This window comes from Kitasatospora sp. NPDC101183 (assembly GCF_044767945.1).
Lineage (GTDB): Bacteria > Actinomycetota > Actinomycetes > Streptomycetales > Streptomycetaceae > Kitasatospora.
Genome location: NZ_JBIWOW010000009.1, coordinates 91,396 through 106,680, shown reverse-complemented (window position 1 = coordinate 106,680; position 15,285 = coordinate 91,396). Strand labels below are relative to the sequence as shown.

At 73.8% G+C, this 15,285-nt stretch carries 13 protein-coding genes; 2 read left to right on the top strand and 11 right to left on the bottom strand.

All coding sequences use genetic code 11. The annotated features are described in order from the left end of the window. Positions 1-19: 19 nt before the first annotated feature. From ACIRRS_RS14715 to ACIRRS_RS14675, 9 genes are all read right to left on the bottom strand, one after another. Positions 20-1,576 (bottom strand): NuoM family protein, encoded by a 1,557-nt coding sequence (locus tag ACIRRS_RS14715; RefSeq protein ID WP_402969974.1) that lies wholly within the window; start codon positions 1,574-1,576, stop codon positions 20-22. A 50-nt stretch (positions 1,577-1,626) separates the two neighbouring features. After that, positions 1,627-3,660, bottom strand: coding sequence for an NADH-quinone oxidoreductase subunit L (locus tag ACIRRS_RS14710; RefSeq protein ID WP_402969972.1), 2,034 nt, complete (start codon positions 3,658-3,660; stop codon positions 1,627-1,629). Beyond that, complete coding sequence (gene nuoK, locus ACIRRS_RS14705) at positions 3,657-4,049, bottom strand: NADH-quinone oxidoreductase subunit NuoK (RefSeq protein ID WP_402969969.1); 393 nt, start codon at positions 4,047-4,049, stop codon at positions 3,657-3,659. Before nuoK ends, ACIRRS_RS14710 begins: the two co-directional genes overlap by 4 nt. Beyond that, a complete protein-coding gene (locus ACIRRS_RS14700) occupies positions 4,049-4,801 on the bottom strand; it encodes an NADH-quinone oxidoreductase subunit J (RefSeq protein WP_402969966.1) in 753 nt (250 codons plus the stop codon). The genes nuoK and ACIRRS_RS14700 overlap by 1 nt, the downstream gene beginning before the upstream one ends. Next, entirely contained in the window at positions 4,798-5,361 is a 564-nt protein-coding gene (locus ACIRRS_RS14695) for a NuoI/complex I 23 kDa subunit family protein (RefSeq protein ID WP_402969963.1), read from the bottom strand. The genes ACIRRS_RS14700 and ACIRRS_RS14695 overlap by 4 nt, the downstream gene beginning before the upstream one ends. Before the next feature lie 73 nt (positions 5,362-5,434). Further along, positions 5,435-6,394: an NADH-quinone oxidoreductase subunit NuoH gene (nuoH, locus tag ACIRRS_RS14690; RefSeq protein WP_402969960.1), complete on the bottom strand. Its 960-nt coding sequence runs from the start codon at positions 6,392-6,394 to the stop codon at positions 5,435-5,437. Further along, positions 6,391-7,500 carry an NADH-quinone oxidoreductase subunit C gene (locus ACIRRS_RS14685; protein WP_402969957.1) on the bottom strand — a complete coding sequence of 370 codons (1,110 nt, stop codon included), beginning with the start codon at positions 7,498-7,500 and terminating at the stop codon, positions 6,391-6,393. Before ACIRRS_RS14685 ends, nuoH begins: the two co-directional genes overlap by 4 nt. Further along, positions 7,497-8,150 (bottom strand): NADH-quinone oxidoreductase subunit B, encoded by a 654-nt coding sequence (locus ACIRRS_RS14680; RefSeq protein ID WP_402969954.1) that lies wholly within the window; start codon positions 8,148-8,150, stop codon positions 7,497-7,499. The genes ACIRRS_RS14685 and ACIRRS_RS14680 overlap by 4 nt, the downstream gene beginning before the upstream one ends. Then, entirely contained in the window at positions 8,141-8,557 is a 417-nt protein-coding gene (locus tag ACIRRS_RS14675; RefSeq protein WP_402969951.1) for an NADH-quinone oxidoreductase subunit A, read from the bottom strand. The genes ACIRRS_RS14680 and ACIRRS_RS14675 overlap by 10 nt, the downstream gene beginning before the upstream one ends. Before the next feature lie 369 nt (positions 8,558-8,926). On the opposite strand from ACIRRS_RS14675, the gene ACIRRS_RS14670 reads away from it, so the two are divergent. Then, the gene (locus tag ACIRRS_RS14670) at positions 8,927-10,096 is read left to right on the top strand and encodes a sensor histidine kinase (protein WP_402970466.1); all 1,170 of its coding nucleotides are present in this window, start codon (positions 8,927-8,929) and stop codon (positions 10,094-10,096) included. 75 nt (positions 10,097-10,171) lie between these two features. Here ACIRRS_RS14670 and ACIRRS_RS14665 read toward each other — a convergent pair whose 3' ends face one another. Continuing rightward, positions 10,172-11,308 (bottom strand): S1C family serine protease, encoded by a 1,137-nt coding sequence (locus ACIRRS_RS14665; RefSeq protein WP_402970464.1) that lies wholly within the window; start codon positions 11,306-11,308, stop codon positions 10,172-10,174. Positions 11,309-11,489: 181 nt separating this feature from the next. Between ACIRRS_RS14665 and galE the strand changes: the two genes are divergently transcribed. After that, positions 11,490-12,461, top strand: a complete 972-nt coding sequence (galE, locus tag ACIRRS_RS14660) for a UDP-glucose 4-epimerase GalE (protein ID WP_402969948.1) — start codon at positions 11,490-11,492, stop codon at positions 12,459-12,461. A gap of 4 nt (positions 12,462-12,465) precedes the next feature. Here the strand turns inward: galE and ACIRRS_RS14655 are convergent, their stop codons facing one another. After that, a complete protein-coding gene (locus tag ACIRRS_RS14655) occupies positions 12,466-14,868 on the bottom strand; it encodes a PQQ-binding-like beta-propeller repeat protein (protein ID WP_402969945.1) in 2,403 nt (800 codons plus the stop codon). Between the last annotated feature and the right edge of the window lie 417 nt (positions 14,869-15,285).

The window sequence follows — 15,285 nt, the reverse complement described above, 5'->3', positions numbered from 1 at the left end:
GTGTGGGCTGCGAGCACGCTCAGCCACCCCCGAGGAGGTGCTTGACGGCCGGGTCCGAGAGCCCGAGCAGGAGCGCGGGCCAGAGGCCGGCCACCAGGGTCAGCGCGGCCAGCGGCGTCCAGCTGACGGCCTCGTACGGGCGCAGGTCGGCCACCTCGGCCACCGGTGCGGGCTGCTTCGGGTCCCCCATGCAGACGCGCTTGACCACGATCAGCAGATAGGCGGCGGTGAGGAGGGTGCCGAGACCGGCCAGCACCATGTACGTGACGAAGGCGGGGCGCGACAGGCCGGCCGCCGGGTCGAACGCGCCGAGCATGGCGAGCAGCTCGCCCCAGAAGCCGGCCAGGCCGGGCAGGCCGAGGCTGGCCACGGCGGCGAAGGCGAGCAGGACGCCGATCCTCGGCGCGCGGCCGTACAGCGCGGCCCCGGTCGCGCCGGCGAGGGTGTCGAGGTCCGCCGTGCCGTAGCGGTCCTTGAGCGCCCCGACGACGAAGAACAGCAGACCGGTGATCAGACCGTGGGCGATGTTGGCGAACAGCGCGCCGTTGACGCCCACCGGGGTGAGGGAGGCGATGCCCAGCAGGACGAAGCCCATGTGGCCGACGGAGGAGTAGGCGATCAGGCGCTTGAGGTCGCCCTTGGCGCCCGGGCGGGCGAGCGCCAGGCAGGCCAGCGAACCGTAGACGATGCCGACCGCCGCGAAGGCCCCCAGGTAGGGGGCGAGCGTGGTGGCGCCGTCCGGCACGACCGGGAGGAGGACGCGGACGAGACCGTACGTGCCCATCTTGAGCATCACGCCGGCGAGCAGCACCGAGCCCACCGTCGGGGCGGCGGTGTGCGCGTCGGGGAGCCAGCTGTGCAGCGGCCAGGCGGGGGCCTTGACGGCGAGCCCGACCAGGATCGCCAGCGCGGCGATCACCTGGGTGGTGTGGCTCAGGCCCTTGCCGTGCGCGGCGGCCAGCGCCTGCATGTCGAAGGTGCCGGCCTTGCCGCCGATCAGCAGGAAGCCGAGCAGCATCACGGCCGAGCCGAGCAGCGTGTAGAGGATGAAGCGGTTGGCGGCGGGCACCTTGGCGCCGCTGCCCCAGCGGGCGATCAGGAAGTACATCGGGATCAGGACGATCTCGAAGGCCGTGAAGAAGAGCAGGAGGTCCAGCACCGCGAAGGTGGCGAGCATGCCGACCTCGAGGAGGAGGAACAGCCCGACGAAGGCCCGGGCCGAGGGCCTGCCCTCCCCGTTCGGCAGCCGCTTCTCCGAGTACAGCGCGCAGAGGAGGGTCAGCAGCGCGGTCAGCACGATCAGCGGCAGCGAGACGCCGTCCACGCCGAGGTGGAGGCGCACGTGCAGGGCCGGGATCCAGGACACGTCGGTGGTGGCCTGCATCCGGGCCGGCGCGTCGTGGTCGAAGCCGGCGGCGAGGGCGAGCGCGAGCAGGAGCACCGCGCCGGTGACGACGGTGTTCAGGCGCAGCGCCCGCCGGTCGGCGACGGCCCGGTCCGGCCCGAACACCGGGGCCAGGGTGAGGGCGGCGCCGAGCAGCGGCAGCACCAGGAGGGCGATGAGGACCTCGTTCATCGGTGGCTCCTGGTGGGGGAAGGGACGGGGGCGGGGAGCGAGGGCACGGGCTACACCGCCACCAGGACGGCCAGCAGGACGACGCCGGCGAGCAGGGCGCTGAGGTAGGTCTGCGCGTTGCCGGTCTGCGCGAGCCGGACGGCCCGGCCGAGCAGGTTGGCGCCGATCCCGGTGCCCTGCACGTAGCCCTCGACGACCTCGCGGTCCAGGAAGCGGACCAGCCCGGACGCCGCGAGCACGGGGCGGACGAACAGCGCGTGGTAGAGCCGGTCGACGCCGAAGCCGTGCCGGGCGGGCCCGAACAGCGGGCCGAGCAGGGTGCGCCCGGGGTCGGCGACGATCACCTCGGCGACCGGGGCCCCGCCCTGCTCGGGCACCCGGCCCGCGACGGCGGGCCGGCCGGTGTCCAGCCGGGCGGTGGCCGAGCGCCAGGCGCCGTACGCGGCGAGCCCGCCGACCAGGGCGAGCCCGGTGCCGGTCACGCCGGTGACCCCGGTGGGCCGCAGCGAGCCGCCGTCCAGCAGCGAGGGCAGCCAGCCCCAGGCGCCGCCGGCCATGCCGAAGCCCACGGTCGGAACGGCCAGCACCCAGAGCGGCCAGCGCATCGCGGGCGGCTCGACGCGGGCCGGGTCGGCCTCGTCCGGCTCGGGCGAGTACGGCGCGTCGGCCTCGTGCTGCCCGACGGCCACCGGGGCGGAGGCGGCCGGAAGCGCCGCGCCCGGGCTGTGGAAGGCGACCAGGAACAGCCGGACGGCGTACGCGGCGGTGAGCAGCGCGGTGAGCGCGGCCGAGATCAGCACGATCCACCCGGCGGCCTGCGGCACCGCCGAGGCCGGGCCGACCCCGTTGGTCAGCGCCTCGCCGTGCGCGGCGTGCTCGGCGGCGGTCAGCACCGCCTCCTTGCTGAAGAAGCCGGACAGCGGCGGCAGCCCGGCCAGGGCCGCCAGGGCGACGCCCATCAGCAGGTGGGCGTCCGGCACGCGCTTGCGCAGCCCCGGGATGCGGGACATCGCGGAGATCGAGTTGGTGTGCGCGGCGTGGATCACCACCCCGGCGGCCAGGAACAGCAGCGCCTTGAAGGCGCCGTGGCTGACGAGGTGGAAGACGGCGGCCTCGCGGTCCCCGGTGGCCAGCGCCCCGGCCATGTAGCCGAGCTGGCCGACGGTCGAGTAGGCGAGCACCCTCTTGAGGTCGTCCTGGGCGAGCGCGCACAGCGCCGAGCCGATCATCGTCACGGCGGCCATCACCGCGAGCACGACCAGCGCCGCGCCCGACTGGAGGAACACCGGCAGCAGCCGGGCGACCAGGTAGATGCCGGCCGCGACCATGGTGGCGGCGTGGATCAGCGCGGACACCGGCGTCGGGCCGGCCATCGCGTCCGGGAGCCAGGTGTGCAGCGGGAACTGCGCGCTCTTGCCGGCGACCCCGGCGAGCAGCAGCAGCGCGGTCAGCGTCGGGTGCCCGAGCCGCCCCTCGCCCGCGGCCGTCAGCACCTCGGAGATCCGGAAGCTCCCGGCGTCCGAGGCGAGCAGGAAGATCCCGAACAGGAACGGCACGTCGCCGAGCTTGGTGACCAGGAACGCCTTGAGCGAGGCCGAGCGGGCGTCGGCGCCCTCCCAGTGGTGGCCGATCAGGAAGTACGAGCAGACGCCCATGACCTCCCAGCCGACCAGCAGCACGATGAGGTCGCCCGAGTAGACCACCAGGAACATCGCGGCGGTGAACAGCGAGACCAGCGCCGCGTACGAGGGGTAGCGCGGGTCCTTGGCCAGGTAGGAGGTCGAGTAGACCTGCACACAGGTGGCGACCAGGCCGACCAGCACTGAGATCAGCGAGGTGAAGCCGTCCAGGTGGAGGGCGAGCGCGATGTCCGGTCCGCCGGTCGGGGTGAGCCGGGTGGCGGCGTCCAGGGCCTGGCCGCTGCCGAGCTGGAGGGCGACCACCAGCGCGAGCACGGCCGAGACGGCGACGGGCACCACGGCCAGCGGCCGGGCCAGCCCGGGCGCCTTCTTGCCGACGGCCAGCGTGGCGGCGGCGCCCAGCGCGGGCAGCGCGGGGACGAGTGCGGGCAGGGCGAGGTTCATGCGGTGGCCTGGCCCTTCAGCGCCTCGGCTCCGGCCGGCGCCCCCTCGACGGACGGGGCCTCCTCGACGGGCAGCGCCTCGGCCGGGTCGCCGAGCGCGGTGGCCCGGTCGATGTCCGCGGTGCCCCGGGCCCGGAACAGCAGCAGGACGATGGCGAGCCCCAGCCCGATCTCGGCGGCGGCGACGGTGATGGTGAACAGGGTGAGCGCCTGCCCGGCGTGCAGCGAGTCGCGCAGCCAGGCGTCGAAGGCGACCAGGTTGAGGTTGACGGCGTTGAGCATCAGCTCGACGGACATCAGCACCAGGACGGCGTTGCGCCGGGCGAGGACGCCGTACACGCCGACGCTGAACAGCAGCGCGGAGAGGACGGCGGGGTAGACGAGGTGCATCAGCTCTCCTCCCCCGGGCTCGACGGGCTCGACGGGCTCGACGGGCTCGACGGGCTCGACGGGCTCGACGGGCTCGACGGGGCCACCGAAGCCTCCCGGGCGGCGGGCGCGCTCGCGGCCACCGTCCTGTTGGAGCCGACCGGACGCCCGGCCCGCAGCCTCCCCGCCCGGGGCGGCGGCACCCGCCGGCCGGCCCCGCGCGACAGCACGATCGCGCCGACCAGCGCGGCCAGCAGCAGCACGGACAGCGCCTCGAAGGGCAGCACCCAGTGCCGGAACAGGCTGGCCCCGGTCACGGAGGCCGAACCGCCGCCCGCCCCGAGGTCGATCCAGGAGGTCCGGAAGGCGTCGACGACCAGCGTCACCAGCGTCCCGGCCGAGGCCAGCGCGACGACCAGGGCGACCCAGCGGTTCTTGGAGTCGGCGTCCGGCGAGCGCCCGATCGGCGCCTTGGTGAGCATCAGCCCGAACAGCACCAGCACGACCACCGAGCCGAGGTAGATCAGCACCTGCACCCAGGCGATGAACTCGGCCGTCAGCAGCAGGAACTCCACCGCCAGCCCGCCGAGCGCGACCACCAGCCACAGCGCGGCGTGCACCAGCTGCTTCGTGGTGACGGCGACCAGGGCCGAGCCGAGCACGGCGACGCCGACCAGCAGGAAGACGATCTCCTGCCCGGTCGGGGACAGGAACGAACGGGCGGCCGGCTCCAACGAGCCGGTCGCCGCGAGGAGCGTGGCAGCACCGGTCATGCGTCGTCACCCTTCTCCTCGACAGCCGCAGCAGCAGCCGCGGCCGCAGCCAGCTTGTCCGCCGCCTTGCGCGCGGTGGCGATCTCCTTCGGCTCCTCGGCCGCCGGGTCCAGCGCCGGCGGCGCCGGGACGGTCCACATCCACTCGCGGAGCCTGTCCCGCTCGTGGGTCAGCTCCAGGATGTCCGTCTCCGCGTACTCGAACTCCGGCGACCAGAACAGCGCGTCGAAGGGGCACACCTCGATGCAGATCCCGCAGTACATGCAGAGCGAGAAGTCGATGGCGAACCGGTCGAGCACGTTGCGCGTACGGGCGCGGGCGTTCGGCTCGGCGGCCGGAAGCGTCTCCTTGTGGGAGTCGATGTAGATGCACCAGTCCGGGCACTCGCGCGCGCAGAGCATGCAGACCGTGCAGTTCTCCTCCAGCAGCGCGATGACGCCGCGCGAACGCGGCGGCAGCACCGGCTGCACGTCGGGGTACTGCGCCGTGACGCTCTTCTTCGTCATCGTCCGCAGCGTCACGGCCAGCCCCTTGGCAAGGCCGACACCGGGAAAACTCATGCGCCCGCCTCGCTTCGCTCAGCAGGGGCACTCGCCCGTACGCACCTTCTGATGATTCGCTCGCTTCGCTCGCTCATGAGATCGCCACCTTGATGATGCCGGTGAGGGCCAACTGCACGAGCGCCAGCGGGACGAGGACCGCCCACGCGAAGCGCATCAGCTGGTCCTCGCGCAGACGCGGGTAGGTGACCCGCAGCCAGATGACCACGAAGGCCAGCGCGAAGGTCTTGAGGAGCATCCAGAGCCAGCCGAGCTGGTCCGCCATCGGCCCGTGCCAGCCGCCGAGGAACAGCACCGCCGTCAGCGCGGAGACCACCAGGATGCCGACGTACTCCGACAGCAGGAACAGCGCGAAGCGCAGCCCGGTGTACTCGGTGTACGCGCCGAAGATGATCTCCGAGTCGGCGATCGGCATGTCGAACGGCGGGCGCTGCAGCTCGGCCAGGCCGGACGTGAAGAACACGAAGCCGCCGATGACCTGCCAGGGCAGCCAGTACCACTGCCAGGAGTCCACGATCCCGGGCAGCGAGAGCGTGCCGGCGGCCATCGCCACCGAGGCCGCCGCGAGCACCATCGGCAGCTCGTACGACATCAGCTGCGCGGCCGTGCGCAGGCCGCCGAGCAGCGAGAACTTGTTCGCCGAGGCCCAGCCGGCCATCAGCTTGCCGATCACGCCGACGCCCATCACGGCCAGCACGAAGAACAGCCCGGCGTCGATCGCCTGCCCGACGAAGCCGTCCGGGCCGATGGGGATCGCCAGCAGCACGAACAGGTACGGCAGCAGGGAGACGGCGGGCGCCAGCTGGAAGATCCGGCGGTCCGCCCCGGAGGGGACGATGTCCTCCTTCTGCGCGAACTTCACGCCGTCGGCGACGAGTTGCGCCCAGCCGTGGAAGCCGCCGGCGTACATCGGGCCGAGGCGGCCCTGCATGTGCGCCATGACCTTGTGCTCGGTCTGGCCGATGATCAGCGGGAACGTCAGGAAGACGACGAGGGTGGCGACGCAGCGCAGCACCGTGTCGAGCAGGTTCACGCGCCGTCTCCGTCCTTCTCGGCGTCCTTCTCAGCGTCCGTCTCGGTGTCCTTCTCGGCCGAGGGCGTCTCCTCCGGGGCCTTCTGGCCCGACGGCTTCTCCTCGTGCGCCGGCACGGGGTTGTGCCAGGGCGCGTCCGAGGACCGCGTCCTCGCGGGCGGCGCCTGCCGCTCGGCCGACTCGGCCGACTCGCCCGCCGGGGCCGCCTGACTGGCCGACCCGTCCGAGACGGACCTGGTCCGCCGGGGCCGGTCGGCCCGTACGGGAGGAGCGCTCTCGGCGCCCCCCGCCGAAGCGCCCTCAGCCGCAGCGCCCTCCGCGCCCGCAGCGCCCTCGCCCGCCTCGCCCGCCTGGCTCGCCTGGCTCGCCGAGCCCTCGGACACCGACCGCGTCCGACGCGGCCTGTCCGCCCGCACCTCGGCCGCGCCCTCGGCGGCGGCACCCGCCGCACCCGCCGCACCCGCAGCACCCGCCCGGGGCGTGCGCGCCGCCGCGCCCGCCGCCCGCGCACCGCGCGCCGGCCGCTCGGCGACCGGCGGCAGGGTGCCCTTGAGCGGCCCCCACTCGTTCGGGTCCGGCACACCGGCCGGCAGCATCTTGCGCCGCGCCGGCCCGCCGCCGTGGTCGGACTCGCCCGGCTCCTTGGCCCCCGGCCAGTCCTTGGCGACCCGGGCGGCGAGCACGAACTCCTTGCGCAGCGGATGCCCCTCGAAGCCGTCCGGCAGCAGCAGGGTGATCAGGTGCGGGTGCCCGGGGAAGTCGATGCCGAACATCTCGTGCGTCTCGCGCTCGTGCCAGGCCGCCCCCGCGTACACGCCGACGGCGCTCGGCAGGGCGGCGGCCCCGCGCGGCACCCGGGTGCGCAGCGCGAGGTGCCGCACGCCCGGCGCCTCGACGGCGGCCAGGTGCGCGACGACGGAGAAGCCCTCGGCCAGCTCGTCGACGGCGCTCATCCAGTCGAAGAAGCCCAGGCCCAGCACGTCCCGGGCGTTGGTGAGCGCCTCGATCCAGTGCTCGGCCGGCACGTCAACGGTGACCAGCCCGTACGCCTCGGCGCCGGTCGCCCACTCGCCGACCGACGCCGCGTCCTGCTCCGCCGTGCTCACGACACTCCTCCATCGGCAGTCGGCCCCGCCACCAGCGGACGGCGCAGCGCCGACGCGGGCGCGGTGTAGCGGCCGGGCAGGGACTCGGCGGCGATCTTCTCCTGCAGCTTGAGGATGCCCTGGAGCAGCGCCTCCGGCCGGGGCGGACAGCCGGGGACGTACACGTCCACCGGGATGATCTGGTCGACGCCCTTGGTGACCGAGTACGAGTCCCAGTACGGGCCGCCGGAGTTGGAGCAGGCGCCGAAGGAGATGACGTACTTCGGCTCGGGCATCTGCTCGTAGAGGCGCTTGACGGCGGGCGCCATCTTGTCGGTGACCGTCCCGGAGACGATCATCAGGTCCGCCTGGCGGGGGCCGGGGGCGAACGGGATGACACCCATCCGGATGAAGTCGTGCTTGGCCATGGACGCCGCGATGAACTCGATCGCGCAGCAGGCCAGGCCGAAGTTGAAGCACCAGAGGCTGTAGCGGCGGCCCCAGTTGAGCACCACCTTGACCGGGTCCGGCGCGAGGCGGGCCAGCGGCCCCAGCGAGCGCCGTTCGAGCGCGGCGGGGCCGGGCTGCGACGGGTCGGGCAGGCCGAGCGGGACGGGGCCGCCCTGGGCGCCGTGCCCGTGGTCGTGCCCGTGGTCGTGCGTCACGTCCATTCCAGAACGCCCTTCTTCCAGGCGTAGAGCAGGCCGACCGCGAGGAACCCGATGAAGAGGAACATCTCGATCAGCGTCCCGGCGCCGTACCCGGCCGCGGCGAAGACCGTCGCCCACGGGAACAGGTAGATCGCGTCGACCGCGAAGATCACGTACAGGAAGGCGTACACGTAGTAGCGGACCTGGGTGTGTGCCCAGTCCTCCCCCACCGGGTCCACGCCGCACTCGTAGGCGAGCAGCTTCTCGGGCGAGTACACGACCGGCCGCAGCAGGCGGTTGGCGGTGAACGCCACGGCGACGAACAGCACCCCGACGACGGCCAGCAGGCCCATCGCGGCGTACGCGTCGAAGTAGCCGCTGCCGACCGCAGGGTCCGCCGCGGCGGCAGCCGCGTGCTGCCCCTCCATGCCCCTCGCCCTCCACCTCGGTCGCCGGCCCGCCCTCGCGGCGGCCCTGCGACGTCGCCCACACCGTTTCGACCACGGCCAATGCGTGAGTCTAAGGGGACGGCTCGGCTCCGCCCGAACCCTGCCCGCTCCGCAAGACACCTGGTGGACACCCGGGGGACACCCCGGCCGCCCGAACGCGGGGGTGGGGATAACCCCCGCCCGGGAAGATGTATCACCCCCATGGCACTCCCCACCCCCGGTTCGGGAAGCTTGCTCAGAAAGCTGACACCCCGGCCCGTACGCCGGCCCGACCGTGAGGGACGGTAGACCCGCATGAAATCCGTGCACCACCGAGCCGTGGACGCGATCCGGGAGCAGGACGCCCGCATGGAGCGCCCGCCCCTGTACGGGGCGAGGATGTGGCGCCAGGCCGGGCAGCTGATGGCCAACCTGCCGCTGGGCATCGCCGGCTTCGTCCTGTCGATCACGATGCTCTCGGTCGGCCTGGGCACGGCCGTCACCGTCATCGGCCTGCCGCTGCTGGCCCTCGGCCTCTCCGGCTCCCGCGCGATGGGCCGGCTGGGCCGCCAGCGGGCCCGGAACGCGTACGGCTCCGCGATCGAGGAGCCGGAGCCGGTGAGCCCGCGCCGGGAGGGGCTGGTCGGCTACACCACCGCGCACCTGACCGACCTGCTGGCCTGGCGCTCCGCGCTCTACAACGTGCTGATGCTGCCCTGGGGGATCATCAGCTTCACCCTGACCCTGGTCTCGATCGTGGTGCTCTGGCCGCTGCTGCCCTGGGTGGTGCGCGCCCTGGCGGCGATCGACCGCATCCTCATCGAGTCGCTGCTCTTCCCCGGCGCGCTGGCCGAGCGGGTGCGCGAGCTGGAGGACGACCGGGGCATCGTGGTCGACGGCGCCGCCGCCGACCTGCGCCGGATCGAGCGGGACCTCCACGACGGCGCGCAGGCCCGGCTGGTGGCGCTGGCGATGGACCTGGGGATGGCCAAGGAGCGGCTGCGCGAGGTGGACGGCCCGGAGGACGTGGCGGCGGCCACCCGGATGGTGGACAACGCGCACGGCGAGGTGAAGCTCGCCCTCCAGGAGCTGCGCGACCTCGCCCGCGGCATCCACCCCGCGGTGCTCACCGACCGGGGGCTGGACGCGGCGCTGTCGTCGGTCGCGGCCCGCTGCACCGTCCCCGGCGGGGTCAGGGTGAGCGTGGACCTGCTCGGCCCGGACGGCGAGCCCGAGCGGCCGGACTCCGCCGTCGAGGGCATCGCGTACTTCACCGTCAGCGAGCTGCTGACCAACGTGTCCAAGCACTCCGGCGCCCGCTCCGCCTCGGTGGAGCTGTGGCGTTCGGAGGACCAGCTGATGGTGCTGGTCCAGGACGACGGACGGGGCGGGGCCGCGCCCTACCCGGGCAGCGGGCTGGCGGGCCTGGCCGAGCGGGTCCGCGCGGTGGACGGGGTGTTCCTGGTGGAGAGCCCGGAGGGCGGCCCGACCACCGTCACCGTCGAGCTGCCCTGGCACACCCGCACGGCCCGCCGCTGACGCGCCGGAGCCGGTACGGCGACCCGCCCCGCGGAACCCTTGCGCGGTGGCGCGGGGCGGGTCGCCGTACCGGGGTTACGGGGTTTCCAGCGTGCCGAGGGTGACGTCGGCCGTCTTGCCGCTGCCGTCCCGGGTGTAGGTGACGGTGACCTTGGCACCCGGGGTGAGCGAGGCGAGCGCGGTGGTGAGCGCGTTCAGCGAGTCCACCGGGGTGTCGCCGATCTTGGTGATCACGTCCCCGGCCTGGAGCCCGGCCGCGGCGGCGGCCCCGCCCTGGGTGACGGAGACGATGACGGCGCCGGCCGGCTGGAACTGCTGGTTGAAGCTGCTCCGGGCGACGATGCCGAGCGCGGCCCGGCCGGAGTTGGTGACCTTGCCCTGCTTGATCAGCTGGTCGGCGATGCCGGTGATGGTGGAGGCCGGGATCGCGAAGCCGATGCCGGGGGCCGCCGCGCCGTTGGTCTGCGGCTCGGTGGCGGCCAGGGTGTTGATGCCGATCACCTGGCTGTCCAGGTTGACGAGCGCGCCGCCGCTGTTGCCCGGGTTGATCGCGGCGGAGGTCTGGACCATGTTGCCGATGGTGGCGCCCGGCGAGCCGCCGCCCTTCGGCTCGGAGACCGTCCGGCCGGTGGCGGAGACGATGCCCTGGGTGACGGAGCTGGAGAGCCCCAGCGGGCTGCCCATGGCGAGGGTGATCTGGCCCAGTTGGACCTTGCCGGAGTCACCGAAGACGGCCGGCTTGAGGCCACTGGGCGGGCTGCTGAGCTTGATCACCGCGAGGTCGGAGTCGGGGTAGCTGGCGACCAGGGTGGCGTCGAGGGTCTTGCTGCTGTTGGCCAGGGTGACGGTGAACGTGGTCGCGGAGCCGACCACGTGGGCGTTGGTGACGATGTCGCCCTTGTCGTCGTAGACGATCCCGGAGCCGAGGCTGTCCCCGGTGGTGATCTGCACCACAGAGGGCAGCACGTCCGCGATCACCTTCTGGTAGGCGTCCTGGAGCTGGTTGGCCCCGCCGGGCTGGGCCCCGGGGGCCGCCGAGGCCTGCTTGGAGCCGGAGGCGCTCGCGGAGGCTCCCCCCGAGGGGGAGGAGGCGGACGAGGAGGAACTGCTGCACCCGGCCAGCGCCAGCACGGCCGCCACCGCCACCGCGCCGGGCGCGAACAGGCGGCTGTGGACGGCCTTCGGCCCGGTCGGCCGGGGGCCGGCGGGCAGGGGGCGGTTGTGTTCCTTCTTGCGGCTCACCTGGCGGCCTCCGAATCGTCACCCCGCCCACGGGCGCGGGAATGCCGTGGGCACGGAAATCCCCGCCAGCATTCCACCGTTTTGTCCTGGTTTGCCGCCTGACTCGCCCGAGAGGGTGGTGTGGAATCGCAAACGGCCTAGGATCTGGGCCATGACGTGGCTGATCACTGGTGGGGCCGGATACATCGGCGGGCACGTGGTCCGCCACCTGCTCGACGCGGGAGAGCGGGTGGCCGTCCTGGACGACCTCAGCACCGGGGACGCCGGGCGCCTCCCGGCCGAGGTGCCGCTGGTCAAGGGCTCCACGCTGGACCGCGCCGCCGTCACCGCCGCGATCCGCGAGCACGGGGTGAGCGGCATCCTGCACTTCGCCGCGAAGAAGCAGGTCGGCGAGTCCGTCGAGCAGCCGTTCCTCTACTACCGCGAGAACATGACCGGCCTGCAGACCGTCCTGGAGGCCGCCGCGGCCGAGGGCGTACGGCGGTTCCTGTTCTCCTCCTCGGCCTCCGTCTACGGCATGCCGGACGTCGACCTCGTCACCGAGTCCACCCCCTGCGCGCCCATGAACCCGTACGGCGAGACCAAGCTCGCCGGCGAGTGGCTGGTCAGGTCGGCCGGACGGGCGTACGGCATCGCCACCGCCTCGCTGCGCTACTTCAACGTCGCCGGGGCCGGCGCGCCCGAACTGGCCGACACGGGGGTGTTCAACCTCGTCCCGATGGTCTTCCAGCGGATCACCGGCGGCCGGGCCCCGATGGTCTTCGGCGACGACTACCCGACCCCCGACGGCACCTGCGTGCGCGACTACATCCACATCGCCGACGTGGCCTCCGCCCACGTCGCGGCGGCCCGCCGCCTGGCCGCCGACCCGTCCGGGAACACCTCGCTGACGCTCAACATCGGCCGGGGCGAGGGCGTCAGCGTCCGCGAGATGCTCGCCCTGATCGGCGAGGTCACCGGGCTCGACACCACCCCGGGGATCGCCCCGCGCCGCCCGGGCGACCCGGCCCGGGTGGTGGCCTCGGCCGAGGCCATCCGCCGCGAGCTGGACTGGCACGCCCGGTACGACGTGACCGAGATGATCGCCTCCGCCTGGGAGGGCTGGCGCCACCACCACCGCTGACGCCTCAGCGGTTGGGCACCGCCGTGCCGTAGTAGGCGTCCAGCGCGTACACGCAGCGGTCCTTGGAGCCGACGAAGACCCGGCCGCCGACGGCCACCGGGGAGCCCGTCAGCTCGCCCTTGGTGCCCAGCTCCCAGCGCAGCTGACCGCTCGCCAGGTCCAGGGTGTGCAGCGAGTGGTCCCGGCTGCCCAGGTGCACCAGGCCGTCCGCGACCGCCGGGGACCCGACGATCTCGCCGCGCGCCGTGTAGCGCCAGCGCTCGCGGCCGGTGGCCGCCTCGAAGGCGTACAGCACCTCGCCGCTGCCTACCAGCACCATGCCGTCCCCGACCACGACCGGCTCGGCGCCCTGGCGGCTGCCGGTGAGGGCCCGCCAGCGGTCCCGGCCGGTGGCCGCGTCCAGGGCGTAGACGGTGCCCAGGTAGTCGGCGACGTAGACGGTGTCCGCGTCCAGCGCGGGCGGGGTGAACAGCACCACCGGGGCCTCGAAGCGCCAGTGCTCGGCGCCGGTGGCCGCGTCCAGCGCGTACACCCGCGTGCCGGCCGTCACGTACAGCACGCCGCCGCGCTCGACCGGGTGCGAGGGCACGTCCTCGCCGACCGCGACGGACCAGCGCAGGCCGGAGCCGCGCGGGTCCACGCAGCGCAGCCGCCCGGCGCCGTGGTAGTACGCGGAGCCGGCCACCAGGACGGGGCCGGCCTGCGGGTTCTCGTAGTCCTGCTGGGCGTCGTCGGCGCGCCACAGCTCCGCGCCGGTCGCGGCCGAGCGCAGCTGGACGCCACCGCCGCGCACGCCGCAGCAGAGCACGCCGTCGGCGGCGGAGAGGGAGTAGACCCAGCCGTCCAGCGAGGAGCGCCAGCGCTCGGCGCCGTCCGCGACGTCCACCATGAACAGGTGCGGGCCGTCCGCGGCGTGCATCAGGCCGGAGTCCACCGCGAGGGCCCAGGCGACGTCCCGGGTCTTGTAGCGGCGCTCGCCGGAGGCGATGTCCAGCGCGTGCACCTCGAAGCTGGAGACGAAGAGCGTGCCGCCGGCGACCACCGGGGTGCCCCAGACGTCGTTGGACATCCGGAACCGCCAGGGGCGCCAGCGCACGGCCGGGGCGGGCGGCGCGACGGGGGCGGGTGCGGGCGTCGGCCGGACGCCGCCAGGGCCTCCCTGGCCGATCTGGCCCGTCCGGCGGACCCAGTCGGTCTCGGCGGGGGCGCTGCCCCGGCCGGTCTGCTCGTGCTCGGCGCGAGGGCCGGGGCCTATCCGTACGGAGGCGCCGGACAGCCGCACCTCCACGGCCCCCGCCGGGGGCTGCGGGCGGCCCGGGGCGTGGATCTTGGAGGTCGGGATGCCGTCCTCGGTCATCGGGCCGGGCGCGTGCACGGGCCCGTGCTCCTCCCCCAGGCCCGCGTGCCGGCCGCCGACCCGGGGGCCGTGGGCGGGGCGCTCCGGCTCGGGCTGCGGCGGGACGTACGGAGGGGCGTGCGGCGCCGGGTGCGGCGGCTGCGGCTCGGGCACCGGGCGCTGCGGGCGGCGCTTGCTCTCGATCAGCGCCAGCGCGTTGGCGGGCAGCCAGTCCCCGGCCTCGCCGGCGGCGTCGTCCCGGGAGAACAGGTGCGGGGCCAGCTCGGCCTGGATCTGAGCCGGGGTGGGCCGGTGCTCGGGCGAGGGCCGCATGCAGGCGCGGACGAGGTCCATCAGCTCGTGCGGCATGCCGGAGAAGTCCGGCTCCTCGCGCAGCAGCTGGAACACCGTCTCCACCGGGTTGGAGCCCCGGTAGGGTGGGTGCCCGGTGGCGCAGAAGACCATCAGCGAGCCGAGCGAGAAGACGTCGCTGGCGCCGCGGACGTTGCGGCTGTCCTTGGCCTGCTCGGGGGACATGTAGGCGGGTGTGCCCACCGCGACGTTGGTCATGGTCAGCCGGGTGCTGGAGACCCCGGCGGCGATGCCGAAGTCGATCACCTTCGGGCCGTCCTCGACCACCAGGACGTTGGAGGGCTTGAGGTCGCGGTGGACCAGCCCGGCCGCGTGGATCGACTGCAGGGCCTCGGCGATGCCGGCGATCAGCCAGCGGGTGGCGTCCACCGGCAGCGGGCCGCACTCCTCGACCAGGTCCTCCAGGGAGGGCGCGGGGATGTAGGCGGTGGCCAGCCAGGGCACCCGGGCGTCCGCGTCGGCGTCCACCACGGCCGCGGTGTAGAAGCCGCCGACCGTCTTGGCCGCCGCGATCTCCCGGGCGAAGCGGACCCGGAACAGCTCGTCCTCCGCCAGCTCCCCCCGGACGGTCTTGATGGCCACCCTGCGCCCCGAGGCGGAGCGCGCCAGGTAGACCAGCCCCATCCCGCCCGCGCCCAGCCGCCCCAGCACCTCGAAGGGCCCGATCCGCCTCGGATCGTGCGCCGTCAGCTGGTCCACTCCGCTGCCACCTCCCCGTCGTCAGCACCTACCGCGTGGTGCCGGACCCGATTCTCCATTGCCGCCGCGCGCATCTCCAACCTCCCCCGCCCAGGAGCCCCGGGGAACGGTTCGCTGGTCAGTGATGACGGAAAGGCCGGATTCTGACGCCCGCTCCGTAAGTCGCTTGCGGCCCCGCCCTCGGACACTCCGCACGAAACCGTGGCAGTTCACGGCAAAAACCGTCACGCTCTGTCACTCGACCACCCCTCAGCGGACTCGCCGTCACGCTGTGGGGTCAAAGGCACACGGGGGGGCGACAACCGAACCGTCCGAGAGCCGTGAATATCCGTCCAAGGGGTTCGGACCGCTTAACAACCCCCGTGCGGAGTAATAGTCGCATCACCGAATCGCGCCAAGATCGTGCCACTGTAAGCT

Bases quoted from the DNA above. Each gene is read 5' to 3' on its own strand.
- ACIRRS_RS14715 (WP_402969974.1), bottom strand. From the start codon at position 1,576: ATGAACGAGGTCCTCATCGCCCTCCTGGTGCTGCCGCTGCTCGGCGCC.
- galE (WP_402969948.1), top strand. From the start codon at position 11,490: ATGACGTGGCTGATCACTGGTGGGGCCGGATACATCGGCGGGCACGTG.
- nuoK (WP_402969969.1), bottom strand. From the start codon at position 4,049: ATGCACCTCGTCTACCCCGCCGTCCTCTCCGCGCTGCTGTTCAGCGTC.
- ACIRRS_RS14680 (WP_402969954.1), bottom strand. From the start codon at position 8,150: ATGGACGTGACGCACGACCACGGGCACGACCACGGGCACGGCGCCCAG.
- ACIRRS_RS14675 (WP_402969951.1), bottom strand. From the start codon at position 8,557: ATGGAGGGGCAGCACGCGGCTGCCGCCGCGGCGGACCCTGCGGTCGGC.
- ACIRRS_RS14700 (WP_402969966.1), bottom strand. From the start codon at position 4,801: ATGACCGGTGCTGCCACGCTCCTCGCGGCGACCGGCTCGTTGGAGCCG.
- ACIRRS_RS14695 (WP_402969963.1), bottom strand. From the start codon at position 5,361: ATGAGTTTTCCCGGTGTCGGCCTTGCCAAGGGGCTGGCCGTGACGCTG.
- ACIRRS_RS14670 (WP_402970466.1), top strand. From the start codon at position 8,927: ATGGAGCGCCCGCCCCTGTACGGGGCGAGGATGTGGCGCCAGGCCGGG.
- ACIRRS_RS14710 (WP_402969972.1), bottom strand. From the start codon at position 3,660: ATGAACCTCGCCCTGCCCGCACTCGTCCCCGCGCTGCCCGCGCTGGGC.